We start from the raw sequence: 22,263 nt of genomic DNA, 5'->3' as shown, positions 1-22,263 counted from the left end.
AGAGATACCGGGAACGTGGTATAGATTGGCTCGAAGCCAAAATTCATTTGAATAACAAAGCTGTAATGATCGCGCCCCGGCAAGCGCCGGCGCCCCGGGGCAGAGTTTCCGTACCGGCGGTACACCATACCACGGAGGATCGACCATGTCCCGCACCGCAGCACGGGGGGCCGAGACCCGAGCCCGAATTCTCGGGATCGCCCAGGATGCCATTCTTCAGAAGGGGTTCGACGCGACCTCGATCGAGGAGATCGTCGCGGCGGCCGAGATCACCAAGGGCGGGTTCTTCTACCACTTCCCGGACAAGAGCGCGCTCGCCCGCGCGCTGATCGAGCGGCACATCGAGATCGAGGACGAGATCTTCGACGGCCTCTGGGCGCGGGCGCGCGAGCTCAACGACGACCCGTTGCATTCGGCGCTTATCGGCTTCCGGCTGCTGGCCGAAATGCTCGCCGACATGCCGAACGGGCATCCTGGCTGCATCGTCGCCACCGCAGCCTATCAGGACAGGCTCTTCGACGCCGCGGTGCGCGACCTCAACCGCCGCGCCGTCCTTGGCTGGCGGGCGCGGTTCCGGGCGATCTTCGACGAGATCGCCGCCGTCTATCCGCCGCGCGAGGAGATCGACCTCGACGCGCTGGCCGACATGGTCTCGACCGTCGTGGAAGGCGGCATCGTCATGGGCAAGGCGCTCGGCGAGCCGCACATGATCGTGGGGCAGATCCTGCTCTTCCGGCAGTTCGTGAAACAGGCCTTCCAGCCGCCGCTGCACTGAACCTCTCGCGTCCGAGTTGACAGCGCCCGCGCCCGGGCCGCCAATGTGCCCGATGAGATCGAAAGGACCTGTCCCGTGCCCCTTGCCGCCTTCATCCGCGCCCTGCCCGGCGTGGATCTGCCGTTCCCCGAAACCGACGTTCACACCCATGCGCTGCGGTCGGAGGCGGGGCTCGTGGTCTTCTTCACGTTCCTGCGCGATTTCGACCTGCCGCCCCATTCCCACGGCGCCCAGTGGGGTACCGTGCTGGAAGGGTCGATCGAGTTCACGATCGGCGGCGTGACCCGCCGCTATGGCCCGGGCGAAAGCTACGACATCCCCGCCGGCACCGTCCATTCGGCGCGCATCCCGGCCGGCACCGTGGCGATGGATGTCTTCGAGGAGACCGACCGCTATCCATTGCGTGGCTGACGGGCGGGCGCGCTTGCGGGGCAGCCGGTTTCGCGGCAAATGTCGCGCATGACCGCACGACCCGACATCCTCTGCATCGGCTCCGTCCTCTGGGACATCATCGGCCGCACACCCGCCCACATGGTTTCGGGCGCGGACGTGCCCGGACGGATCACCCGGCTTCCCGGCGGCGTCGCGATGAACATCGCCATGACGCTCGCGCGCTTCGGTCTCCGTCCGGCGATCCTGACGGCCATAGGCCGCGATGCCGAAGGCGACGAGCTCGTCGCCTCCTGCCGCCGCCTCGGCCTCCTGACCGATCACGTCTACCGATCCGACGATCTGCCGACGGACCGCTACATGGCGGTGGAGGGTGGCAACGGCCTTGTCGCCGCCATCGCCGACGCCCACTCGCTCGAGGCCGCGGGCGACAAGATCCTGCGTCCGCTCGCCGACGGCACGCTCGGAACGGCGGACGCCCCCTGGGCCGGCCCGGTCGCGCTCGACGGCAACCTGACCCAGGGGCTGCTGGCCGACATCGCCGCCTCTGCGCTGTTTTCGGCGGCCGATCTCCGGGTGGCCCCCGCCTCGCCCGGCAAGGCCGAGCGGCTCCTGCCACTCCTGCCCGTGCCGCGCGCCACGCTCTACGTGAACCTTGAGGAGGCGGGGCTTCTCTGCCAGCGCCGTTTCGCCTCGGCGCCCGAGGCCGCCGCGGGGCTTCTCGACCGCGGCGCGGCGCGCGTCCTCGTCACCGACGGCGGCCGGACCAGCGCGGACGCGACGGCCGACGGCATCCTCACGGCCGAGCCGCCGCCGGTCCTTGTCACCCGCGTCACCGGGGCGGGCGACACCTTCATGGCCGCGCATATCGCGGCCGAACGCCGGGGCGAGAGCCGCACCCGTGCCCTCGACTCGGCGCTTGCCGCGGCCGCCCTCTACGTCTCGGGAGACATCGTATCATGACCGCCCCCCTCACCTTCTCGGCCGAGGTATCGGACGCACGCCGCGCGGGCGCGCCGATTGTTGCTTTGGAATCGACAATCATCACTCATGGCATGCCATTCCCGCAGAATCTGGAAACCGCGCGCCGGGTCGAGGCCGAGGTCCGGGCGGCCGGCGCCGTGCCGGCGACCATTGCCGTCATGGCAGGCAGGCTCCACATCGGGCTCGACGACCGCCAGCTTGAAGCGCTCGCCCGCGCCCGCGAGGTCATGAAGCTCTCCCGCGCCGATCTCGCCGCCTGCCTCGCGCAGGGGCGCACCGGCGCCACGACCGTCGCCGCGACGATGATCGCTGCCCATCTCGCCGGGATCGCCGTCTTCGCCACCGGCGGCATCGGCGGCGTCCATCGGGGCGCCGAGACGAGCTTCGACGTCTCCGCCGACCTTCAGGAACTCGCCCGCACCCCCGTCACGGTCGTCTCCGCGGGCGCCAAGGCGATCCTCGATCTGCCGAAGACACTCGAAGTCCTGGAGACGCTCGGCGTTCCGGTCATCGCCTTCGGCCAGGACGACTTCCCCGCCTTCTGGTCGCGCGCCTCGGGCCTCGCGGCGCCGCTCCGCATGGACCGTGCGGAGGAGATCGCGGCCGCGCAGCTCATGCGCGCGCGGCTCGGCCTCGCGGGCGGCCAGCTTGTCGCCAATCCGATCCCCGCCGAGGCGGAAATCCTCCGGGATCGTATCGTGCCGGCGATCGAGACGGCGCTGGCAGAGGCGGCCGCACGAGGCATCGCGGCGAAGGAGGTGACGCCTTTCCTTCTCGCCCGTATCTTCGAGCTGACCGAAGGCAGGTCGCTTCAGGCCAACATCGCCCTGGTCCTGAACAATGCCCGACTTGCCGCCCGCGTCGCCGCGGCCATTGCGCAGGATGGCCCGCGCGCCCCATTGTGAGCCGGGCGGCAACCCCATACATTCCGGGACGGAGTGTGGGGAAACGCGCAATGACATCCGAACCGACGGGCCCGGAGACCGGGCCGCATCATCTTCCTCGCAGGCGCGGGGTCATCGCACGCCTGCGCGCCAACTTCCTGACCGGCCTCGTCGTCGTCGCCCCCGTCGGCCTCACGCTGTGGCTCATATGGACCGTCACCGGATGGATCGACGGCTGGGTCCTGCCCTTCGTCCCGGCCGCCTACCAGCCCGACAGGCTGATCAAGGACGTCTTCGGCGAGGACACGGCGATCAACGTCCGGGGCGTCGGCGTGGTCGTCTTCCTGATATTCACCGTGTTCGTGGGCTGGATCGCCAAGGGGCTCATCGGCAGGTCGCTCATCGCCTGGGGCGAAAGCCTCGTCGACCGGATGCCGATCGTCCGCTCGATCTACAACGGCGTGAAGCAGGTGGCCGAGACGGTGTTCAGCCAGACAGAGGCGAAGTTCGACAAGGCATGCCTCATCCAGTATCCGCGGCCCGGCGTCTGGGGGGTAGGCTTCGTCTCCACCCCGGCCAAGGGCGAGGTCCTCGCCAAGCTGCCGGCTGACGAAGTCCTCACCGTGTTCCTTCCGACCACGCCCAACCCGACCTCCGGCTTCCTTCTCTACGTGCCGCGAGAGGACGTCATCTTCCTCGACATGTCGGTCGAGGACGCGGCGAAGCTCATCATCTCCGCCGGTCTTGTCTATCCCAGCCCCCCGCGCCCGCCAGAGCCCCCCGCGCCGCCGAAGTGACGCCGCCCGAAGAGGCGCGATCCTTCAGCCGAACATCCGCGGCAGATCGACCGAGGCTTCGCGGTTGAGCTTTTCCGAATGCTCGCCCAGGAACCGGTCGGCCGCTGCAATGCCCGCCTCCTTCAGCGCGAAGAGAAGGCCCGGCGCGGGCGTCAGCTTGCTCGCGGCCGAAAGATGGTCCATCAGGTCGTCGTCGGCCACGATATGGACGAGAACGTCCTTCATCGCCTCGGCGCTCATCGCCCCCGACCGGATCAGCCGCTTGACGAAGTTGATTGCCCGGAACTCGGCGAGAAGCGAGGCGTTGAAGCTGATCTCGTTGATCCTGTCCTCGATTTCCACGGCGATCCGCGGTACTGCGTCTCGCACGAGGGGATTGATGCTGACGACAACGATGTCGCGCGGCAGGTGCCTGGCAAAAAGCGGGAAAAGCGCGGGGTTCCCGGTGTAGCCGCCATCCCAGTAGGCCTCCATCCGCCCGGTAGCCGGATCTTCGATCTCCACCGCCTGGAATACCGTCGGCAGGCAGGCCGAGGCGAGAATGACCTCGGGCGTGATCTGGTGCGAGGGGAAGACTCGTATCTTGCCGGTGCGCACGTTCGTCGCGGCCACGAAAAGCTCCGGGCCAGCAGGGCCGCATACATGCTCGAACTCGAACGCACGCGCGATCCGGGCAAGCGGATTGGCATAGAACGGCCCGAGATCGTAAGGACTGAAGACGCGCGCCGCGACATCGACCGGAGAGAAGGGCGCGAGCCGGTCGGTCACGCCCGACCAGATGCCCGCGAGCGGCAGGAAGGCGCGGAACCAATCGCCGAGCCGCACATCGCCGACCGCCCCCACCTGTTCCCAGAGCCAGTCGAGATTCTCGCGTGCCGCCGCGCGCCCGCCTCTGGCAAGCCCCGCCTTCACGGCGGCGCCGTTCAGCGCACCGGCCGAGGTGCCGGATATCGCCGCGATCTCGATGCTCTCATCGCAGAGCAGCCGGTCTAGAACGCCCCAGGTGAAGGCGCCATGCGCGCCGCCGCCCTGAAGCGCGAGGTTGATGCGCCTGACCGCCATTGCCCTTCGGCCCCCTCGTTGTGGTTCCACACCTCGGGGTTCAGAGGGCGGTCCAGCCGCCGTCGACCGAGATCGTCGTCCCCGTGATCTGCGCCGCAGCATCTGAGCAGAGGAAGACGGTGGTGCCGCCGATCTCCTCCACCGTGGCGAACTGGCGCGAGGGCTGGCGCTCCAGCATCACCTCGCGGATCACCTGCTCGCGGTCCATGTTGTGAACCTTCATCTGCTCGGGAATCTGCGCTTCGACCAAGGGCGTCAGCACATAGCCCGGGCAGATCGCGTTGCAGGTCACGCCCTTCCCCGCGGCCTCAAGCGCGACCGTCTTGGTGAGACCGACGATCCCGTGCTTGGCCGCGACATAGGCCGACTTGAAGGGCGAGGCGGTGAGCCCGTGCGCCGAGGCGATATTGACGATGCGCCCCCAGCCCTTCGCCCGCATCCCCGGCAGCGCCGCCGCGATCGTGTGGAAGGCGGAGGAGAGATTGATCGCAAGGATGGCGTTCCACTTCTCGACCGGAAACTCCTCGACGGGCGACACGAACTGGATCCCGGCGTTGTTGACCAGGATGTCGCAGCCTCCGGCCTTCTTGACCAGCGCCCGGCACTCCTCGCCCTTGGACATGTCCGCCTTGATGTAGCGGACCTTCACGCCGAACTCCTTGGCCATGTCCGCGGCCAGCGCATGATCCTCGTCGCGGTCGGTGAAGGAGTTGAGGACGACGTCCGCGCCCGCCCGGGCCAGTTCGCGCGCAGTGCCGAGGCCGATGCCGGAATTCGAACCGGTCACGATTGCCGTCTTGCCGGAAAGGGACATCTTAACCTCCAGAGATATTGCGCTGCAGCAAACATAGACGCCGCGAGCGCAAAATCCACCGCATTCACGGCATCGTTCCCGGATCGCGACCGGTATTGCGCCGACAGCGATTCGGCCGGGAGCGGTTGTCCGCGAGACGCTGTGGAGGAGCCAAAAAAAACGCCCGCACAAGGCGGGCGTCAAGTCATTGAGGCAGGTTTCATACAGGCAAGAAACCTATCGAGCAGTAGTCACTTTATACGCGGTCCTTCGCTGACGGCCAAGCTAAAAGTTTGAAAAGGCAGGGATGCGGGGTTAGCGTCGCGGCCAGCGAGGCAAGCCGGGAAGGGATTGTTGCCGAAATGCGACCGAAGATTTTCAAGCGCCTGCGCCGCGCCGCGACACTGACCATGGCGCTCCTGGTCGCGGCCGCAGCGGGGGCAGAGCCGCAGCACGGCATAGCTATGTATGGCCGTCCCGCTCTCCCACCCGATTTTGTGTCGCTTCCCTACGTCAATCCGGATGCGCCGAAGGGCGGACGGATCATCTTGGCCGAACCGGGCGGCTTCGATTCGCTCAACCCCTATATCCTCAAGGGAAACGCCCCCTGGGGCCTCGGCCTGCACACGGTCGAGACGCTGATGGGCCGCTCCATCGACGAGCCCTTCACGCTTTACGGACTTCTCGCCGAATCGGTCGAGACCGACGAGGCCCGGACCTGGGTCGAGTTCGTGCTCAGGCCCGAGGCCCGATTCTCGGACGGAAGCCCGGTCACGATCGAGGACGTGATGTGGAGCTACGAGACGCTCGGGACGCAGGGACATCCGCGCTACCGGACCGCCTGGGCCAAGGTGGCGAAGATGGAGCAGACCGGCCCCCGCTCCGTCCGGTTCACCTTCAGTGCGCCCGACCGCGAACTGGCTCTTCTCATGGGGATGCGGCCGATCCTTGAGAAGGCGCAGTGGCAGGGCAAGGACTTTGCAGCGACCACGCTGGAGCCGCCGGTCGGATCGGGGCCCTACGTCGTGGCCGGGTTCGAGCCCGGACGCCAGATCACCTTCCGCCGCAACCCGGACTACTGGGGCCGGGACCTGCCGTTCAACCGCGGCCAGCACAATCTCGACGAGATCCGCTATGATTACTTCGCCGATGCTGGCGTGATCTTCCAGGCCTTCACGGCGGGCGTGATCACCAGCCTGCGCGAGTCGAGCGCCGCAAAGTGGCAGACCCAGTACGACTTCCCCTCGGTCGCCTCCGGCGAGGTGGTGAAGGCAGAGATCCCGAACCGGCGCCCGTCGGGGATCACCGGCCTCGTGATGAACACCCGCAACCCGATCTTCGCCGACTGGCGGGTGCGCGAGGCGATGATCCTCGCCTTCAACTTCGAGTTCATCAACCAGACGATCAACCTCGGCACCGAGCCCCGGATCACCTCCTACTTCTCGAATTCGGTCCTCGGCACGGATCATGGTCCCGCGGCCGGGCGCGTCGCGGAACTCCTTGCCCCCTTCGCCGCCGACCTGCCGCCAGGAACGATCGAAGGCTACGAGCTGCCCGTGGGTGACGCTGCCAGGGCCATCGACCGCAAGAACCTTCGCCAGGCACTGAAGCTGTTCGAGGAGGCCGGCTGGACCGTTCAGGACGGCGCCTTGAAGAATCCCGAGGGCAAGCCCTTCGATTTCGAGATCGTGCTGGCGTCCGGCGCGACGGAATCGCAGACGGTCGTGGACATCTATGCCGAGGCGCTGAAGACGATCGGCATCACGCCCCGCGTCACCGTCGTCGACAGCGCCCAGTACACGGAGCGGACGAACTCCTATGCCTTCGACATGGCGTGGTATTCCCGCAGCTTCTCGCTCTCGCCCGGAAACGAGCAGACTCTCTACTGGGGATCGGCCGGCGTGACCGAGCCCGGCACGCGCAACTGGATGGGCATGGCCGTGCCCGCCGCGGACGCGATGGTCCGGAATCTTGTCGGCGCGGGGGATTACGACGAACTCATCGCGTCGACGCAGGCTCTCGACCGGATTCTCACGGCGGGACGCTATGTCATCCCGGTCTGGTTCTCTGACGTCTCGCGGATCGCCCATTCCTCCCATCTTCACTACCCCGAAACGATTCCGCTATACGGGGACTGGCCGGGCTTCCAGCCGGAAGTCTGGTGGTACGAGGACTGAAAGCATGAAGAAACTGATCCTGATCGCCGCTCTCGTCACGCTCGCCGCCTGCAACACCGTCGCCGGGGTCGGCGACGACGTCTCGGCCGGCGCCCGGAAGGTGCAGAGCTGGTTCTGACGGCGGCACCGGGTCCGTCCCCCGCCGCCAGGTCCACCGTGCGCGTCGCACCCCGGCTTGTCGGAGACTGCGGCCTTCGCGCGACAATTTTGCCGAACCGCCCCCTTTCGCCGCCGCGCCTTCGTGTGCACATTGGGACATACGATCACCAATCCGCAGAGACCGTCCATGAAATGGCACCACGTCCAGGAGAACTGGCCCGCCTTCTTCGAGGCGATCCTCGACAAGTGGCCCGAGGCCGACGAGGCCGAGCTCGACGAGATCGACGGCGACCAGCGGGCATTCATCGCCTATGTCGCCGAGTTGACCGGCCAGGAGGCCGCGGACGCACGCGAGGAGATCCGCGACTGGCTCGCGGGCGAGCTTCCCTCTGACGTGGTGATGGACCCGCGCCACGACGACCACTCGATCCGCCTGTCCGGCAAGTTCCTGCCCGAGGGGGAGGAGGAACTTGACGACGACGCCCGCTACGGCGACGACGAGAACGACTGACCGTCGTCAGGGCGGGCAGACCGGCTGCGGCCGATCAGCCGAGCGCGTAGCCCGCGCCGCGCACCGTGCGCACCGGATCATCGCCGCCGTACGCACAAAGCGCCTTTCTCAGCCGCCCGACATGGACGTCCACGGTGCGCGTATCGACGTAGATGTCGCGGCCCCAGACGCGGTCGAGCAGCTGTTCCCGGCTCCAGACCCGTCCGGGTTTCTCCATCAGCGTCGTCAGGAGCCGGAACTCGGTCGGGCCGAGTTTGAGGAGCATGCCGCTCCGGTGGACCCGGTGGGTTTCGGGGTCGAGCGTGATGTCCTCGTACTCCAGCGCCTCGCCCACGGCCGAGGGACGCGACCGGCGCAACTGCGTGCGCACCCGCGCCATCAGTTCCACCACCGAATAGGGCTTGACCATGTAGTCGTCCGCCCCGGTTTCGAGCCCGCGGACGAGGTCCACCTCCTCCGAGCGGGCCGAAAGCATGATGATCGGGACGGCGCGCGTCTCGGGGCGGGACTTCAGGCGGCGGCAGACCTCGATGCCGGAGACGTTGGGAAGCATCCAGTCGAGCACGATGAGGTCGGGGGCGTCTTCCGAGACGAGCAGAAGCGCTTCCTCGCCGTTGTCGGCCTGCGCAACGCGGTAGCCCTCGGCCTCGAGGTTGTAGGCCAGGACCTCGCGCTGGGCGGGTTCATCCTCGACGATCAGGACGGTCGGCGCCTGCATGTCACTTTCCCTCGACTCCGATGACGGTCACGGTTTCCGCCTTCGGGCGGTTCTCCTCGGGCCTCACGCCGGTGACGAGATACATCACCTGTTCGGCGATCGTCGTTGCGTGGTCGCCCATGCGTTCGATGTTCTTCGCGATGAAATGCAGGTGCATGCAGGCGGTGATGTTGCGCGGGTCTTCCATCATGTGGGTCAGGAATTCGCGGAAGAGCGCGTTGTACATCTGGTCCACGTCGCGGTCGCGGTTGCGGACGTCCTCGGCCAGCGCCGCGTCGCGCGTGTTGTAGGCGTCGAGCGCATCCGACAGCATCTGCACCACCGTCTTGGACATGCGGCGCAGCGAACCGCCCGCGCCCGGAATGACGGGCATCTGGCCGAGCACGTTGGCGCGCTTCGCCATGTTCTTGGCGTAGTCGCCGACCCGTTCGAGGCTTGCGGCAATCTTCATGACCGACAGGACGATGCGGAGGTCGCTTGCCGTGGGGGCGCGCAGCGCGATCAGACGCGACGCCTCCTCGGCGATCTTCTCCTCGAGCGCGTCGATGGCCTTGTCCCCCGCGCGGACCTTCTCGGCGAGATCGTCGTCGCGCGCTTCGAGCGCCTGCCCCGCTTCGAGGATCGCGGCCTCGACCATCCCCCCCATGCGCATCACCATCGCCTGTATCCCTTCGAGATCCCGGTCGAAGGCTTGCAGGATATGTTGGCTTTCCATGTCGGTGTCTCCCTCAGCCGATCCGGCCGGTGATGTAGCTTTCGGTGCGCGGATCGCGCGGGTTGGTGAAGATCTGCCCGGTCTCGCCGAATTCGACGAGGTTGCCGAGATGGAAGAAGGCTGTCCGCTGGCTCACCCGCGCGGCCTGCTGCATCGAGTGGGTCACGATCACGACCGAGAACTGCCCGCGCAACTCGTCGATCAGCTCCTCCACCTGCGCGGTGGCGATGGGGTCGAGCGCCGAACAGGGCTCGTCCATCAGGAGAACCTCGGGCGAGGTCGCGATGGCGCGGGCGATGCACAGCCGCTGCTGCTGGCCGCCCGACAGGCCGGTGCCGGGCTCGGAAAGCCGGTCCTTCGCCTCGTTCCAGAGTGCCGCCTTCCTGAGCGAGCTTTCGACGATCCCGTCGAGTTCGGCCTTGTTGCGGGCAAGCCCGTGGATCTTCGGGCCGTAAGCCACGTTCTCGTAGATCGACTTCGGGAAGGGGTTCGGCTTCTGGAACACCATCCCGATGCGGGCGCGAAGCTGCACGGGGTCGACCCGCTTGTCGTAGATATCCTCGCCATCGAGCAGGATGTCGCCCTCCACGCGGCAGATCGGGATCGTGTCGTTCATCCGGTTCAGGCAGCGCAGAAAGGTGGACTTGCCGCAGCCCGAGGGACCGATGAAGGCGGTCACGGTGCGGTCGGCGATGTCGATGTCCACGTCCTTGATCGCGTGGCTGTCGCCGTAATAGACCTGCACGTTGCGTGCGGCGATCTTCGTCTCGGCAGCGTTCACCGCCTTCTCGGCCAATCGCATGTCGTCCATGGGTCTTGTCTCCGCCATGTTGGCCGGTCTCTACCAGCGCCGTTCGAACTTGCGGCGCAGGTAGATCGCGACCGCGTTCATGATGAGAAGGAAGGCGAGCAGCACGATGATCGCGCCCGAGGCCCGTTCGACGAAGCCGGGGTCGCCGCGCTGCGTCCAGTTGTAGACCTGCACCGGAAGCGCCGCCGCCGGATCGAAGAGACCGCCCGGAAGCGCATCGGGGAAGTCGCGCACGAAGGCCACCATGCCGATCAGCAGGAGCGGCGCCGTCTCGCCGAGCGCCTGGGCAAGGCCGATGATCATGCCCGTCAGGATGCCGGGCATGGCGAGCGGCAGCACGTGATGGAAAACCGACTGCAGCTTCGAGGCGCCGACGCCAAGGGCGGCGTCGCGGATCGACGGCGGCACCGCGTTCAGCGCCGCCCGCGTCGGGATGATGATCCGCGGCAGCGTCATCAGCGTCAGCACCAGCCCGCCGACGATCGGTGCCGACTGCGGCAGGCCGCCGATATTGATGAAGACGGCGAGCCCGAGGATGCCGTAGACGATAGAGGGCACGGCCGCGAGGTTGGCGATGTTCACCTCGATGATGTCCGTCAGCCGGTTCTTCGGCGCGAATTCCTCAAGATAGATCGAGGCGGCAACCCCGATCGGCAGCGACAGGACGAGGACGACGATCATCATGTAGAACGACCCGACGATGGCGACGCCGAGGCCGGCGGCCTCGGGCCGCTTGTCGGAGGCGTCCGGCATGGTGAGGAAGCCCATGTTGAAGGACTGGGTCAGGATCCCCCTTTCCCTCAGTGCATCGGCAAGCATGAGCTGCTCGGGCTTGACGTTGGAATCGAGCGTCGCGCTCCCCATCGTCACGCGACCCTTGTAGTAGCCGTCGATCCGGCCGCCGGCGAGGGCGGTGAACTCGATCGTCTGGCCGATGAGCGCGGGATCGGCGAGGACCCTGCCGCGCAGCGTCGCCGCCGACTCCTCGGAGAGCAGCCCGGCGATGTCCTTGGGCGTCAGCCCGCCGGTGTCGATCCCGGCCGCCTCGACCGCGGCGACGAAGCTGGCGTCCAGCACCTTGGAGTAGCCGACGGTCGTCACCTTCACCAGTTCGGCCGGGTCGCGGTTGCCGTTCTTGTCGAGAACGGCGGGATCGAGCATCACCGGCATCGTGACGAAGGTCTGACGGAAGGCCGGAAGCCCCGCCGAGAAGATCGAATAGAGGAGCCAGACGAGCGCCATGAGCGCGATGACGATGGCGGTCATCCCGTAGGCGCGGAACCGTGTCTCGGCCGAATTGCGCCGCTTCACCCGCCCGTCGGGCTTGAAGAGCGAACTGCCCTGCCGCGCCGGGCGCGGGATCGAAACCGTCGCGTCGGTCATTCGTACTGCTCCCGGTACTTGCGCACGATGTAGAGCGCGAGGATGTTGAGCGCGAGCGTCATGACGAAGAGCGTCAGGCCGAGAGCGAAGGCCACGAGCGTCTCGGGGCTGGCGAACTCGGTGTCGCCGGTCAGCTGGCTGACGATCTTCACCGTGACCGTCGTCATCGCCTCGAACGGGTTCAGCGACAGCTTCGCGGCCGCGCCCGCGCCCATGACCACGATCATCGTCTCGCCTATGGCACGCGACGCGGCGAGGAGGATGGCGCCGACGATCCCCGGCAGTGCGGCCGGAAAGACGACCTGACGCACCGTTTCGGACGGCGTGGCGCCGAGGGCCAGGGACCCGTCGCGCAGCGACTGCGGCACGGCGTTGATGATGTCATCGGAGAGCGAGGAGACGAAGGGGATGACCATGATCCCCATGACGACGCCCGCCGTCATGACCGAGGAGGAGGACGAGCCGATCCCGAACGGCTGGGCGAAATAGTCGCGCAGGATGGGCCCGACGGTGATCAGCGCGAAGAGGCCATAGACGATGGTCGGGATGCCGGCGAGAATCTCGATTGCCGGCTTGACCCAGGCGCGCATCCGCGCCGAGGCATATTCCGACAGGTAGATCGCCGACATGAGCCCGACCGGCACGGCGACGACGAGCGCGATCACCGAGACATAGAGCGTGCCCCAGAGAAGCGGCCAGATGCCGAGGTCGGAGCCGCCGCGGAACTGCGGGTTCCAGACCGTCGAGAAGAAGAACTCCGACGCGGGATAGAGCCGGAAGAAGTGCAGCGTCTCGAAAAGGAGCGACACGACGATGCCGATCGTGGTCAGGATCGCGATCAGCGAGGAGCCGATCAGGAGTCCGATGACGAAGCGTTCCGAGACGTTGCGGGCGCGGAACTCCGGCCTGACACGGGCGAGCCCGAAGGCAAGCCCTGCGACGGCTAGGGCTAGCACGGCCGCCGTCATGCCGAGTCGCCCCGTGCTCGCCATGCTGCGGTATGCCTTGGCGGCGGTGAAAACTGAGTTTCCGACATTGGACCCGAGCGCCACGCCGACCTCGGCGAGGCGCGAGCGGACGTCGGAAATGTCCGCGCGCATGGATGCGACCGTCTCCTCGCTCATTCCGCCAAGCGCCACGATCGTGTCGAGACCGTCGCTGATGCGGCGCACGTCCGCCATGACGAGCCCGCGGGAGGAGCCCTGGGGCACGTCGCTGTCGGCGATCATCCCGCTCACCCGCGCGTCGATCGCCATCGGCTGGACGAAGAGCCAGACAGCCATCAGCAGAAGGGCCGGAACGGCGGTGAAAAGAAACGCCGTCTGGCCATGGTGGCCAGGCAGCGAATGGAGTTTCTTGATGTCGCCCTCGACGGCCGCAAGCGACCGCTGGCGGGCGAGAACATAGGCGGCGGCGGCAAGCGCCAACACGATCAGGAAGAGGATTCCGTTGGTCATGGCCCCCCCGCCACGAAAAGGATAAGGCAGCAGTCGGCGGAACGGGTGGCGCCCGGAGGGGCGCCACCCTTTGTCGAAGGTTTATTCCAGCGGACCCATCGGGGTGCCGGCGGCGACGGCAGCCTGCGTCGCGGCAAGCTCCGGGTCGGACACGAGGCCGTAGGCCGCGAGCGGGCCGTCCGGGCCGGCCATGTCGTCGGAGACGAAGAAGTCGATGTATTCCTGCAGGCCCGGGATCACGCCGAGATGCGCCTTCTTGACGTAGAAGTAGAGCGGACGCGAGATCGGGTAATCGCCCGAGGCGATCGATTCCGTCGACGGCACCACGCCGTCCATGGTCGCGACGCGCAGCTTGTCGGTGTTGTTCTGGTAGAACGACAGGCCGAAGACGCCGATGGCGTTCCTGTTGGCCTCGAGCCGGGCCAGCGTCTCGGTATAGTCGCCGTCGATGTCGACCGACACGCCGTCGGTCCTGAGCGCGAGGCAGGCCTTCTTGCCGTCCTCCTCGCCCTTCGCCGCGACCAGCGCGTCCTCGGCGCCCGAGGCCTTGCAGCCGGCTTCCAGAACCTTCACGTCGAAGACTTCGCGGGTGCCGTGCTTGGTGCCCGGGATGAAGGCGAGGATGTCCTGCGCAGGCAGCGCCGAGTTCACGTCGGCCCAGGTCTTGTTCGGGTTGGCGACGAGCGCGCCGTCCTTCACGACCTCGGCGGCCAGCGCATTGTACCAGTCGGCCGGGGTGAAGGCGAACTCGGCCCCGTTCACGTCCGAGGCGAAGACGATGCCGTCATAGCCGATGCGGACCTCCATGATCTCGTTCACGCCGTTCTGGGCGCAGAGGTCGATGTCGGACTGCTTGATGCGGCTCGACGAATTGGCGATGTCGATCGTGTTCTCGCCCACGCCCTCGCAGAGCTTCTTGCGCCCGGCGCCCGAACCGCCGCCTTCGACGACCGGGGTCGGAAACTCGAAGTTCTCGCCGAAGGCTTCGGCGACGATGGTGGCATAGGGAAGCACGGTCGACGATCCGGCGATCTGGACCTGGTCGCGCGCGTCGGCGGCCGAGGCGGCGGCGGCCATGGCAAGCGCCGAGACGGTGAATTTCGCGATGTTCATTGCATTCTCCTGCAAGTCGTTTGCGGCCACCACCCGATGGCGACCTCGCCCGATGCTCTAGGGACGCGCAGCTATCCTTTTGTGACGGTCATGTAACGCTTTCATGACACGGCCCCGCGCGCAGCCGGCTGCGCCGCGTCAACCGGCCGGCAGGACCACGATGAAACGGCTGCCTTTTCCAACCTCGCTCTCGATCCTGAACCGGCCCCGGTGGCGGTTGACGATGTGCTTCACGATGGCAAGGCCCAGGCCGGTTCCGCCCTTCTGCCGCGAGCGGTCGCTGTCCACCCGGTAGAATCGCTCCGTCAGACGCGGCAGGTGCAAGGCGTCGATCCCCTCGCCCTTGTCGATCACCTCGATCTGCAGGGCCGGGCCGCGCAGCACCGGCTCCCGGTCGAGCTGACGGACCCGGACGGTCACGAGGTGACCGGTGGCGCCGTACTTGATCGCGTTCTCCACAAGGTTGTGGAAGACCTGCGCAAGCTGATCGGCATCGGCGCGCACCGTCACGGCCTCGCGCTCGCTGTCGAGCACGAGTTCCACGCCCGCCGCACGGGCCTGATCGCGGTGGCTCGCAAGCGTGGTTCGCAGGACGCCGATGACCTCCACCTTCTCGTCCGGGCGGCGCCGTTCCTCGGCCTCCACCCTGCTGAGCGAGAGAAGGTCGCTGACAAGCCGGATCATCCGCCCGGCCTCTCGTTCCATGATGCCGAGGAACCGGTCCCGCGCGGCGGGGTCGTCCCTTGCCGCCCCGCGCAGCGTCTCGATGAAGCCGACGAGGGCGGTGAGCGGAGTCCTGAGTTCGTGGCTGACGTTGGCCACGAAGTCGCGCCGCATCGCCACCGCGTGTTCGAGCGCGGAAAGATCGTCGAAGGCGACAAGCGCGCAGTGTCCCTCCTCAGCCAGGATCGGGGTGAAGCTGAGCGCGAGATGCGTCTCGCTCGGCGTCCCGGTAAGCACGATCCGCGCCGTGCCGCGACGCCTTTCGCGAAGGCAGGCTTCGAGTCCGTCGAGGAAGTCCGGATGGCGCAGGAAGGCGTTGCAGGACCGTCCTTCGAGGGAAATGCCGAAGAGGACGGAGGCCGCGTGATTCGCCGCCAGCACGCGCTGGCCCGGCCCGACGAGAAGCATTGCCATGGGAACTGCCTGAAGGACGTCGCGAATCTCCGGTGCCTGCATTGCGATCCCTCCTGCGAGTGCCGTCCCATGTGTCGGAGCAAATCGTCACCGGATCAACCCGGCGCACCCTTGGCGCGGCACGCGCAGGCTGATACACGTTTTGGCAGAACGAGGATCAGCGGCTTCACGCCAAGGTCGAGCCATGCGACCGGGCGCCCGCGACCGGACAGACGGAATGTGTTGGGGACAGGCAGTGCAGGGTGACGATCCGGACGCCGCGGGGCCGAAGTCGGGGCCGTCCCTGGACGCGCCGCAGGCCGCATTCGACGCATCCGGCAGCCGGGTGCTCGCCGTCGATCTGGCGGCGGGACAGATCGACCCGCTGATGCGGCCGCCTCCCGTGGCCTGCGTCTTTGCCCGGTTCCAGCAGGTTACCGCCGCATTCCTCGCGAAGGTGGCGCCGGACATCGTCGTCGCCCCCCTTTTCGGGCCGGACTTCGACGTGCTCGATCTTGCCGACCGGCTGACCGCAACCGGGTTCGGTGGCCGGCTCCTTGCCCTCACCGCGCCCCTGCCCCGCCCAGAGGCCGTCCGCGCCGAGGTACGGACGCATGCGGCCGGCATCGTCTTCGATCTCGTTCTTCTGCCCGGCCGTCCGGACGGCTAGGGTCAGCCCCGCGCTGGCTTGAGGCCGCGGGCGAAACGGGCGGCGTTCTCGCGGTAATGCGCGGCAGAGGCCAGGAGCCGCGCCTGCGCGTCGCCGTCGAGCAGGCGCACGACCTTGCCGGGCGCGCCCATGACGAGGCAGCCGTCGGGGATATCCTTGCCCTCGGTGATGAGCGCCCCGGCCCCGATCAGGCAGCCCCGGCCGATCCTCGCGCCGTTCAGCACGGTTGCCCCCATGCCGATCAGCGTGCCGTCGCCGATGGTGCAGCCGTGCAGCATCGCCTTGTGGCCGATCGTGCAGTCGGCGCCGATCACCAGCGGAAAGCCCATGTCGGTGTGGCAGACGGTGTTTTCCTGGATATTGGTGCCGCGGCCGATCCGGATTTCCTCGTTGTCTCCCCTGAGCGTCGCGCCGAACCAGACGTTCGCAGCCGCCCCCAGCACCACCTTGCCGATCAGGTTGGCATCCGGCGCGACCCAGGCGCCATCGCCGATTTCCGGTGTGATCCCATCGAGTTCCCAGATCATCTTGCATCAAACTCCCGGTTGAGGCCACGGACGAAGTCGGAGAGCCACGGCTGGCGGTCGCGCCGCATCCGTTCGGCCAGAAGGATGGTCCTGAGGTCCGCCTCGGCGCGGTCGATATCCTCGTTCACGAGGACATAATCGTATTCCGCCCAATGGCTTATCTCGGCTTCCGATTTCGCCATGCGGCCGGCGATCACCGTGTCGCTGTCCTGCCCCCGCGACCGGAGCCTGCGTTCGAGTTCGGCGATCGACGGAGGCAGGACGAAGACCGAAACGACGTCCTTTCCCAGGACGGAGTTGCGAATCTGCTGGCCGCCCTGCCAGTCGATGTCGAAGAGCGTGTCGCGCCCCTCGGCCATGGCCCGTTCGACCGGCTCCCTTGGCGAGCCGTAGAGGTTGCCGAAGACCTCGGCATGTTCCAGCATGTCACCCGCCGCCACCATCGATAGGAATTCCGCGCGGCTGTGGAACCAGTAGTCCTTGCCATCGGTCTCGCCCGGCCGGGGCGCGCGCGTCGTTGCCGAGACCGAGAAGCGCAATGTCGGGTCCCAGGCCATCAGCCGCTTTGCCAGCGTCGATTTCCCCGCCCCGGAAGGCGATGAAAGAATGATCAGCAAGCCCTTGCGTTTCATCGTCATTCCACGTTCTGTACCTGCTCGCGCATCTGGTCGATCACGTGCTTCAGGTCAAGCCCGATCCGCGTCAGCTCGGCATTGCCGGACTTGGAGCAGAGCGTGTTGGCCTCGCGCATGAACTCCTGCATCAGGAAGTCGAACTTGCGGCCCACCGCGCCTCCCGCCGCCAGAAGCTTGCGCGCCGCCGCGACATGGGCGCCCAGCCGGTCCAGTTCCTCGGTCACGTCGGCCTTGACGGCGAGAAGCGCGAGTTCCTGGGTCACGCGGGCCGGGTCGGCCTCCGGCGCGCCGGCCATCACCCGGCCGAGCGCCTCGGCCAGGGCGCGTGCCATCTCGGGGCGGCGCGCCTCGGCTGCCGATCCCGCCTCAACGGCGAGCGCGGCGATGCGGTCGGTCTGGCGCGCGATCACCGCGGCGAGCGCCCTGCCCTCGTCCTTTCGCATCGCCGCGAAACCGGCCAGGAGCGGGTCCAGGTCGGCGAGCAGCGCGGAGAGGAGCGGCGCGGTATCCCCTGCGTCGCCACCCGCCTCCGTCACGCCGCGCAGGGCGAGGACGGCCGCCGCCGAGGTCTCCGCCAGCGGCAGCCCGGCCGCCTCCGCCCGCGCCCGCACGGCGGCGAGGGCCGACAGGGCGGCGTCGAGGCCGGCCGGGTTGACCTTCAGCACCTCGCCGCCCGCGCCCCGTGCGAGCCGGAGGGCAAGCATGATGTTCCCGCGCTCCGCAACCTGCGCAACGGCGGCGCGGACGGCCGGTTCCAGCCCGTCGATCCCGTCGGGCAGCCGCAGCCTGAGGTCGAAGCCCTTGCCGTTGACCGAGCGAATCTCCCAGGTCCAGTCGAAGCCGGCGGCGGTGCCGCGGCGGCTGGCGAACCCCGTCATGGAGACGAGCGAAGCGTTTACCATTTAAGAGTTTTTCCCTCCGGGTCTGACGGCCGCTCGTGTATTTACGTTTCAGTAAGCATTGCGGCCATAGGGTTAACAGGACCTGACCGTGGCGACAACGCGCGGGGCGGCCGGCAAGGGATCAAGCGCGGCAGGTGTGACATGGACGAGTTCGACGGAAGCCACGGCAAGGTCGTTTCCCTAGCCGGGAATCGCGGGGCGATGGCGCCCGCGGCGATCGCCGAGGTCCGGGCCTATTGGGAGGGGTTGCGCGGCGGGCGCGCCGCACCCTGCCGGTCCGAGGTCGATCCGCGCGGGATCGAGCGGTCGCTCGAACACGCCTTCGTGCTGGAACGGATCGCGCCGCAGGTCGCGCGGTTCCGCCTCGCCGGAATGCATCTCAACGACCTGATGGGGATGGAGGTGCGCGGGATGCCCTTCACCACCCTCTTCACGCCCGCCGCGCGGCGGGAGATCGGCATCCTCCTCGCAAGCGTTTTCGCCGGGCCCTGCACGGCAGAACTGATGCTCGCGGGCGAGTCGGGCTTCGGAAAGCCCGCGCTCGCAGGCCGGATGGTGCTCCTGCCGCTCAAGAGCGACCTCGGCGACGTGAGCCGTATCCTCGGCTGCCTTGCCACCGAAGGCGCCATCGGCCGCGCGCCGCGCCGGTTCGATCTGCGCGAAAGCCTTGTGCGACCGGTCGCCGCGACCGCGCCCGATCGGGATGCCGGGTCTGCCGCCGCGCCGCCGCCGCCCGCCGCGGGCTTTGCCGAGCCGGCAACCCCCTTCGCCGCGGCGCCCGCCCGTCTGGAGCGAGGCCGCGCGCATCTTCGCCTCGTCGTCAGCGACGAGTGATCCCGGACATGGAAACGGCCCCTGCCTGAGGGGCCGTTCGCTGTCCGATATCGACCGCCGGTCGCGGGTTACATGCCCGCCGCCTTCCGCATCGCCCGACGGCCCTGCAGTTCCTCGGCCACCAGGAAGGCGAGTTCCAGGGACTGCGAGGCATTGAGCCGCGGGTCGCAGGCGGTGTGGTAGCGGTCCGAGAGGTCCTCGTCCGTCACGGCGCGCACGCCGCCGGTGCATTCGGTGACATCCTTGCCGGTCATCTCGAAATGCACGCCGCCGGGGATCGTGCCTTCGGCCTTGTGGACGGCGAAGAACTCCCGCACCTCGCGCAGCACGCTCTCGAAGGGGCGGGTCTTGTAGCCCGAGGCCGACTTGATCGTGTTGCCGTGCATGGGGTCGCAGGTCCAGACGACGTTGGCGCCCTCCTCCGCCACAGCGCGAACAAGGCGTGGCAGGTTGTCGCCGACCTTGCCGGCACCGAACCGGGCGATGAGCGTCAGCCGGCCGGGCTCGTTCTCAGGGTTCAGCTTGCGCAGGAGAACCTTGAGGTCGTCGGAACCCAGCGATGGCCCGCACTTCAGCCCGATCGGGTTCTGCACGCCGCGGCAGAACTCCACATGCGCGCCGTCCGGCTGGCGGGTGCGGTCGCCGATCCAGATCATGTGGCCCGACCCCGCCACCGGCAGGCCCGAGGTGGAATCGATCCGTGCGAGCGCCTCTTCGTATTCCAGAAGCAGCGCCTCGTGGCTCGTGTAGAAATCCACCGCTGCCATCGCGTGCACCGTGTCCGAGGTCACGCCCGCGGCCGCCATGAAGTCCATCGCGTCCTGGATTCGGGTGGCCACCTCGCGGTAACGCTTGGCCTCGTCCTCCTCGGTGAAGCCGGCGATCCAGCTCTGGACCCGGTGCATGTCGGCATAGCCTCCGGTCGAGAAGGCACGCAGGAGGTTCAGCGAGGCCGCCGCCTGGGTATAGGCCTGCAGCATCCGGACAGGATCGGGGATGCGCGCCTCGGCCGTGAAGTCGAATCCGTTGATGATGTCGCCGCGATAGGAGGGCAGTTCCACCCCGCCCAGGGTCTCGGTCGCGGCCGAACGGGGCTTGGCGAACTGTCCGGCCATGCGACCGATCTTCACCACCGGCAGCTTCGCGCCCCAGGTCAGCACGATCGCCATCTGCAAGAGAACCTTGAAGGTGTCGCGGATGTTGTCGGCCGAGAACTCGGCGAAGCTTTCCGCGCAGTCGCCGCCCTGCAGGAGGAACGCCTTGCCCGCGGCGACCTCGCCGAGCGCCCGCTTGAGCTTGCGCACCTCGCCCGCGAAGACGAGCGGCGGCATCCGCGAAAGCTGCACCTCGACGGCCCGAAGCGCGGCCTGATCGGGGTAATCGGGCATCTGCACCCGCGGCTTCCTGCGCCAGTCGGATTTGGTCCAGCCCGTGGTCATCTCGTGTCTCCTGAAGGCGTGAGCGATAACGGAGGGCTTATAGCGAAGCCCCCCGCGCGGCGCAAACCGTAATGGGCGGAAATCGGCCTTGAAGACGCCCTGCATTGGTGGTTCTTTGGCGCAAAACGACACAAAGGGTCGCGGAATGTCCAGTCCCAAGGCGCGTGGCATCCGGGTGGCCAGCGGCGAACCGAAGCAGCGGCGGTTCGTCTTTCTGCTGCTCGACCGGTTCACGATGCTGTCCTTCGCCGGGGCCATCGAACCCCTCCGGATCGCCAACCGGGTTCTGGGGCGGCAGGCCTATGTCTGGAAGCTGGCGGGCGAGAACGGGACCGAGGTCACTTGCTCCAACGGCGCGTCCTTCAAGCTCGACATGGGGCTCGACGAGATCGAGCGGGAGGACACCGTGCTTGTCTGCGGTGGCATCGACGTGCAGCAGGCGACGACCAAACCGATCCTCAACTGGCTCCGGCGCGAGGCGAGGCGCGGGGCGGCGATCGGCGGCCTCTGCACCGCCGCCTACACCGTCGCCAAGGCCGGGCTGCTCGACGGCAAGCGCGCCACGATCCACTGGGAGAACCAGGACAGCTTCATCGAGGAATTCGAGGATGTGAAGCTGACCAAGTCGGTCTTCGTGGTCGACGGCAACCGCATGTCCACCGCGGGCGGCACGGCATCCATCGACCTGATGCTGAAGATCATCGCCGAGGACCATGGCGAGGACGTCGCCAACACCGTTGCCGACCAGTTGATCTACTCCGCCATTCGGACCGACCAGGACACCCAGCGCCTGTCGATCCCGACGCGGATCGGGGTGCGGCACCCGAAGCTGAGCCAGGTCATCCAGATGATGGAGCAGAACATCGAGGACCCGATCAGCCCGGCCGACCTCGCCGAGGATGTCGGCATGTCCACGCGCCAGCTCGAACGGCTCTTCCGCCGCTACCTCAACCGCAGCCCCAAGCGCTATTACATGGAACTCAGGCTCCAGAAGGCGCGCAACCTTCTCATGCAGACCGACATGAGCGTGATCAACGTGGCGCTCGCCTGCGGGTTCGCAAGCCCCTCGCACTTCTCGAAATGCTACCGGGCGCACTACAAGACAACGCCCTACCGCGAGCGCGGTTCGCACGGCACCTCGGCCATCGCCACGCCGCGGCTGTCGGTCTGAGCGGTCAGCCCTGCGGACGCATCCGGAAGACGGCGCCGCGGTCGACCGAGAGAAACCAGATCGAGCCGTCGGGCGCCTCGCGGATGTCGCGGACGCGGCCGGTCTCGGCGGCGCGGATGACCTCTTCCGCCCAGCCGTTTTCGGGATCCAAGCGCGCCACGTAGTCGAATTTCAGGCTGCCCAGGAAGTGATCCCCAGCCCACTCCGGCCAGAGCCTGCCGGAATAGACCATGTGGCCCGAGGGCGCGATCGAGGGATCCCAGTAGTGGGCGGGCTGCGTCACGCCCTCCCCCGCCGTGC

Annotated in this window: 25 protein-coding genes; 11 read left to right on the top strand and 14 right to left on the bottom strand. The window is 67.6% G+C overall.

Going from position 1 to position 22,263, the window contains the following annotated elements; genetic code table 11:
• The first annotated feature begins 145 nt into the window (after window positions 1–145).
• The 5 genes from ACMUOO_RS04315 (at window position 146) to ACMUOO_RS04295 (ending at window position 3,830) form a co-directional block, all read left to right on the top strand.
• Window positions 146–775: a TetR/AcrR family transcriptional regulator gene (locus ACMUOO_RS04315; RefSeq protein WP_301918269.1), complete on the top strand. Its 630-nt coding sequence runs from the start codon at window positions 146–148 to the stop codon at window positions 773–775.
• A 75-nt stretch (window positions 776–850) separates the two neighbouring features.
• Window positions 851–1,186, top strand: a complete 336-nt coding sequence (locus ACMUOO_RS04310; RefSeq protein WP_413854888.1) for a cupin domain-containing protein — start codon at window positions 851–853, stop codon at window positions 1,184–1,186.
• 48 nt (window positions 1,187–1,234) lie between these two features.
• A complete protein-coding gene (locus tag ACMUOO_RS04305) occupies window positions 1,235–2,128 on the top strand; it encodes a PfkB family carbohydrate kinase (protein ID WP_301918267.1) in 894 nt (297 codons plus the stop codon).
• Complete coding sequence (locus ACMUOO_RS04300; protein ID WP_301918266.1) at window positions 2,125–3,054, top strand: pseudouridine-5'-phosphate glycosidase; 930 nt, start codon at window positions 2,125–2,127, stop codon at window positions 3,052–3,054. Before ACMUOO_RS04305 ends, ACMUOO_RS04300 begins: the two co-directional genes overlap by 4 nt.
• A gap of 50 nt (window positions 3,055–3,104) precedes the next feature.
• Complete coding sequence (locus ACMUOO_RS04295; protein WP_301918265.1) at window positions 3,105–3,830, top strand: DUF502 domain-containing protein; 726 nt, start codon at window positions 3,105–3,107, stop codon at window positions 3,828–3,830.
• 24 nt (window positions 3,831–3,854) lie between these two features.
• On the opposite strand, the gene ACMUOO_RS04290 is transcribed toward ACMUOO_RS04295, so the two are convergent.
• Together ACMUOO_RS04290 and ACMUOO_RS04285 are read right to left on the bottom strand one after the other, a co-directional pair.
• The gene (locus tag ACMUOO_RS04290; protein ID WP_301918264.1) at window positions 3,855–4,892 is read right to left on the bottom strand and encodes a patatin-like phospholipase family protein; all 1,038 of its coding nucleotides are present in this window, start codon (window positions 4,890–4,892) and stop codon (window positions 3,855–3,857) included.
• A gap of 40 nt (window positions 4,893–4,932) precedes the next feature.
• A complete protein-coding gene (locus tag ACMUOO_RS04285; RefSeq protein WP_301918263.1) occupies window positions 4,933–5,706 on the bottom strand; it encodes a 3-hydroxybutyrate dehydrogenase in 774 nt (257 codons plus the stop codon).
• A gap of 341 nt (window positions 5,707–6,047) precedes the next feature.
• On the opposite strand from ACMUOO_RS04285, the gene ACMUOO_RS04280 reads away from it, so the two are divergent.
• From ACMUOO_RS04280 to ACMUOO_RS04270, 3 genes are all read left to right on the top strand, one after another.
• Complete coding sequence (locus ACMUOO_RS04280; RefSeq protein WP_301918262.1) at window positions 6,048–7,862, top strand: extracellular solute-binding protein; 1,815 nt, start codon at window positions 6,048–6,050, stop codon at window positions 7,860–7,862.
• A gap of 4 nt (window positions 7,863–7,866) precedes the next feature.
• Window positions 7,867–7,980, top strand: coding sequence for an entericidin EcnA/B family protein (locus tag ACMUOO_RS04275; protein WP_301918261.1), 114 nt, complete (start codon window positions 7,867–7,869; stop codon window positions 7,978–7,980).
• 168 nt (window positions 7,981–8,148) lie between these two features.
• On the top strand, window positions 8,149–8,472 hold the full coding sequence (locus ACMUOO_RS04270) for a hypothetical protein (protein ID WP_301918260.1): 324 nt from the start codon (window positions 8,149–8,151) through the stop codon (window positions 8,470–8,472).
• Window positions 8,473–8,506: 34 nt separating this feature from the next.
• Here ACMUOO_RS04270 and phoB read toward each other — a convergent pair whose 3' ends face one another.
• The 7 genes from phoB to ACMUOO_RS04235 all read right to left on the bottom strand — a co-directional run bounded on the left by phoB (window position 8,507) and on the right by ACMUOO_RS04235 (window position 15,848).
• The gene (gene phoB, locus ACMUOO_RS04265) at window positions 8,507–9,190 is read right to left on the bottom strand and encodes a phosphate regulon transcriptional regulator PhoB (protein WP_301918259.1); all 684 of its coding nucleotides are present in this window, start codon (window positions 9,188–9,190) and stop codon (window positions 8,507–8,509) included.
• Between the two features lies 1 nt (window position 9,191).
• Window positions 9,192–9,905: a phosphate signaling complex protein PhoU gene (phoU, locus tag ACMUOO_RS04260; RefSeq protein ID WP_301918258.1), complete on the bottom strand. Its 714-nt coding sequence runs from the start codon at window positions 9,903–9,905 to the stop codon at window positions 9,192–9,194.
• Between the two features lie 13 nt (window positions 9,906–9,918).
• Window positions 9,919–10,716 carry a phosphate ABC transporter ATP-binding protein PstB gene (pstB, locus tag ACMUOO_RS04255; RefSeq protein WP_301918257.1) on the bottom strand — a complete coding sequence of 266 codons (798 nt, stop codon included), beginning with the start codon at window positions 10,714–10,716 and terminating at the stop codon, window positions 9,919–9,921.
• A gap of 30 nt (window positions 10,717–10,746) precedes the next feature.
• Window positions 10,747–12,099: a phosphate ABC transporter permease PstA gene (gene pstA, locus ACMUOO_RS04250; protein ID WP_301918256.1), complete on the bottom strand. Its 1,353-nt coding sequence runs from the start codon at window positions 12,097–12,099 to the stop codon at window positions 10,747–10,749.
• On the bottom strand, window positions 12,096–13,556 hold the full coding sequence (gene pstC / locus ACMUOO_RS04245) for a phosphate ABC transporter permease subunit PstC (RefSeq protein WP_301918255.1): 1,461 nt from the start codon (window positions 13,554–13,556) through the stop codon (window positions 12,096–12,098). Before pstC ends, pstA begins: the two co-directional genes overlap by 4 nt.
• 81 nt (window positions 13,557–13,637) lie before the next feature.
• On the bottom strand, window positions 13,638–14,669 hold the full coding sequence (locus tag ACMUOO_RS04240) for a substrate-binding domain-containing protein (RefSeq protein ID WP_301918254.1): 1,032 nt from the start codon (window positions 14,667–14,669) through the stop codon (window positions 13,638–13,640).
• A gap of 138 nt (window positions 14,670–14,807) precedes the next feature.
• A complete protein-coding gene (locus ACMUOO_RS04235; protein ID WP_301918253.1) occupies window positions 14,808–15,848 on the bottom strand; it encodes an ATP-binding protein in 1,041 nt (346 codons plus the stop codon).
• Between the two features lie 175 nt (window positions 15,849–16,023).
• Between ACMUOO_RS04235 and ACMUOO_RS04230 the strand changes: the two genes are divergently transcribed.
• On the top strand, window positions 16,024–16,455 hold the full coding sequence (locus tag ACMUOO_RS04230; protein WP_301918252.1) for a hypothetical protein: 432 nt from the start codon (window positions 16,024–16,026) through the stop codon (window positions 16,453–16,455).
• Between the two features lie 2 nt (window positions 16,456–16,457).
• Here the strand turns inward: ACMUOO_RS04230 and ACMUOO_RS04225 are convergent, their stop codons facing one another.
• Genes ACMUOO_RS04225 through ACMUOO_RS04215 form a run of 3 tightly spaced genes read right to left on the bottom strand, consistent with a single transcriptional unit; the run spans window position 16,458 to window position 18,519 of the window.
• Complete coding sequence (locus tag ACMUOO_RS04225; RefSeq protein ID WP_301918251.1) at window positions 16,458–16,982, bottom strand: gamma carbonic anhydrase family protein; 525 nt, start codon at window positions 16,980–16,982, stop codon at window positions 16,458–16,460.
• Window positions 16,979–17,614: a guanylate kinase gene (gene gmk, locus ACMUOO_RS04220; protein WP_301918281.1), complete on the bottom strand. Its 636-nt coding sequence runs from the start codon at window positions 17,612–17,614 to the stop codon at window positions 16,979–16,981. The genes ACMUOO_RS04225 and gmk overlap by 4 nt, the downstream gene beginning before the upstream one ends.
• A 2-nt stretch (window positions 17,615–17,616) precedes the next feature.
• Window positions 17,617–18,519 carry a YicC/YloC family endoribonuclease gene (locus tag ACMUOO_RS04215; protein WP_301918250.1) on the bottom strand — a complete coding sequence of 301 codons (903 nt, stop codon included), beginning with the start codon at window positions 18,517–18,519 and terminating at the stop codon, window positions 17,617–17,619.
• 141 nt (window positions 18,520–18,660) lie between these two features.
• On the opposite strand from ACMUOO_RS04215, the gene ACMUOO_RS04210 reads away from it, so the two are divergent.
• On the top strand, window positions 18,661–19,353 hold the full coding sequence (locus ACMUOO_RS04210; protein WP_301918249.1) for a PAS domain-containing protein: 693 nt from the start codon (window positions 18,661–18,663) through the stop codon (window positions 19,351–19,353).
• Window positions 19,354–19,421: 68 nt separating this feature from the next.
• Here ACMUOO_RS04210 and ACMUOO_RS04205 read toward each other — a convergent pair whose 3' ends face one another.
• Window positions 19,422–20,792, bottom strand: coding sequence for a class II 3-deoxy-7-phosphoheptulonate synthase (locus ACMUOO_RS04205; RefSeq protein WP_301918248.1), 1,371 nt, complete (start codon window positions 20,790–20,792; stop codon window positions 19,422–19,424).
• A 145-nt stretch (window positions 20,793–20,937) separates the two neighbouring features.
• Between ACMUOO_RS04205 and ACMUOO_RS04200 the strand changes: the two genes are divergently transcribed.
• The gene (locus ACMUOO_RS04200; RefSeq protein ID WP_301918247.1) at window positions 20,938–21,963 is read left to right on the top strand and encodes a GlxA family transcriptional regulator; all 1,026 of its coding nucleotides are present in this window, start codon (window positions 20,938–20,940) and stop codon (window positions 21,961–21,963) included.
• A gap of 4 nt (window positions 21,964–21,967) precedes the next feature.
• Here ACMUOO_RS04200 and ACMUOO_RS04195 read toward each other — a convergent pair.
• The coding region (locus tag ACMUOO_RS04195) for a PQQ-dependent sugar dehydrogenase (RefSeq protein ID WP_413854887.1) at window positions 21,968–22,263 on the bottom strand (296 nt) is incomplete at its 5' end.

The organism is Albidovulum sp. (genome assembly GCF_041919395.1).
Lineage (GTDB): Bacteria > Pseudomonadota > Alphaproteobacteria > Rhodobacterales > Rhodobacteraceae > Albidovulum.
The sequence above is the reverse complement of the archived record's forward strand: the minus strand, read 5'-3'. Positions and strand labels throughout refer to the sequence as shown.

Coding starts and splice junctions, on each gene's coding strand:
- ACMUOO_RS04210 (WP_301918249.1), top strand. CDS start 18,661: ATGGACGAGTTCGACGGAAGCCACGGCAAGGTCGTTTCCCTAGCCGGG.
- gmk (WP_301918281.1), bottom strand. CDS start 17,614: ATGAAACGCAAGGGCTTGCTGATCATTCTTTCATCGCCTTCCGGGGCG.
- ACMUOO_RS04235 (WP_301918253.1), bottom strand. CDS start 15,848: ATGCAGGCACCGGAGATTCGCGACGTCCTTCAGGCAGTTCCCATGGCA.
- ACMUOO_RS04300 (WP_301918266.1), top strand. CDS start 2,125: ATGACCGCCCCCCTCACCTTCTCGGCCGAGGTATCGGACGCACGCCGC.
- ACMUOO_RS04270 (WP_301918260.1), top strand. CDS start 8,149: ATGAAATGGCACCACGTCCAGGAGAACTGGCCCGCCTTCTTCGAGGCG.
- ACMUOO_RS04215 (WP_301918250.1), bottom strand. CDS start 18,519: ATGGTAAACGCTTCGCTCGTCTCCATGACGGGGTTCGCCAGCCGCCGC.
- ACMUOO_RS04305 (WP_301918267.1), top strand. CDS start 1,235: ATGACCGCACGACCCGACATCCTCTGCATCGGCTCCGTCCTCTGGGAC.
- ACMUOO_RS04285 (WP_301918263.1), bottom strand. CDS start 5,706: ATGTCCCTTTCCGGCAAGACGGCAATCGTGACCGGTTCGAATTCCGGC.
- ACMUOO_RS04200 (WP_301918247.1), top strand. CDS start 20,938: ATGTCCAGTCCCAAGGCGCGTGGCATCCGGGTGGCCAGCGGCGAACCG.
- ACMUOO_RS04230 (WP_301918252.1), top strand. CDS start 16,024: ATGTGTTGGGGACAGGCAGTGCAGGGTGACGATCCGGACGCCGCGGGG.
- ACMUOO_RS04290 (WP_301918264.1), bottom strand. CDS start 4,892: ATGGCGGTCAGGCGCATCAACCTCGCGCTTCAGGGCGGCGGCGCGCAT.
- ACMUOO_RS04225 (WP_301918251.1), bottom strand. CDS start 16,982: ATGATCTGGGAACTCGATGGGATCACACCGGAAATCGGCGATGGCGCC.
- pstA (WP_301918256.1), bottom strand. CDS start 12,099: ATGACCGACGCGACGGTTTCGATCCCGCGCCCGGCGCGGCAGGGCAGT.
- phoU (WP_301918258.1), bottom strand. CDS start 9,905: ATGGAAAGCCAACATATCCTGCAAGCCTTCGACCGGGATCTCGAAGGG.
- ACMUOO_RS04295 (WP_301918265.1), top strand. CDS start 3,105: ATGACATCCGAACCGACGGGCCCGGAGACCGGGCCGCATCATCTTCCT.
- ACMUOO_RS04240 (WP_301918254.1), bottom strand. CDS start 14,669: ATGAACATCGCGAAATTCACCGTCTCGGCGCTTGCCATGGCCGCCGCC.
- ACMUOO_RS04280 (WP_301918262.1), top strand. CDS start 6,048: ATGCGACCGAAGATTTTCAAGCGCCTGCGCCGCGCCGCGACACTGACC.
- ACMUOO_RS04205 (WP_301918248.1), bottom strand. CDS start 20,792: ATGACCACGGGCTGGACCAAATCCGACTGGCGCAGGAAGCCGCGGGTG.
- pstB (WP_301918257.1), bottom strand. CDS start 10,716: ATGGACGACATGCGATTGGCCGAGAAGGCGGTGAACGCTGCCGAGACG.
- ACMUOO_RS04275 (WP_301918261.1), top strand. CDS start 7,867: ATGAAGAAACTGATCCTGATCGCCGCTCTCGTCACGCTCGCCGCCTGC.
- phoB (WP_301918259.1), bottom strand. CDS start 9,190: ATGCAGGCGCCGACCGTCCTGATCGTCGAGGATGAACCCGCCCAGCGC.
- pstC (WP_301918255.1), bottom strand. CDS start 13,556: ATGACCAACGGAATCCTCTTCCTGATCGTGTTGGCGCTTGCCGCCGCC.
- ACMUOO_RS04315 (WP_301918269.1), top strand. CDS start 146: ATGTCCCGCACCGCAGCACGGGGGGCCGAGACCCGAGCCCGAATTCTC.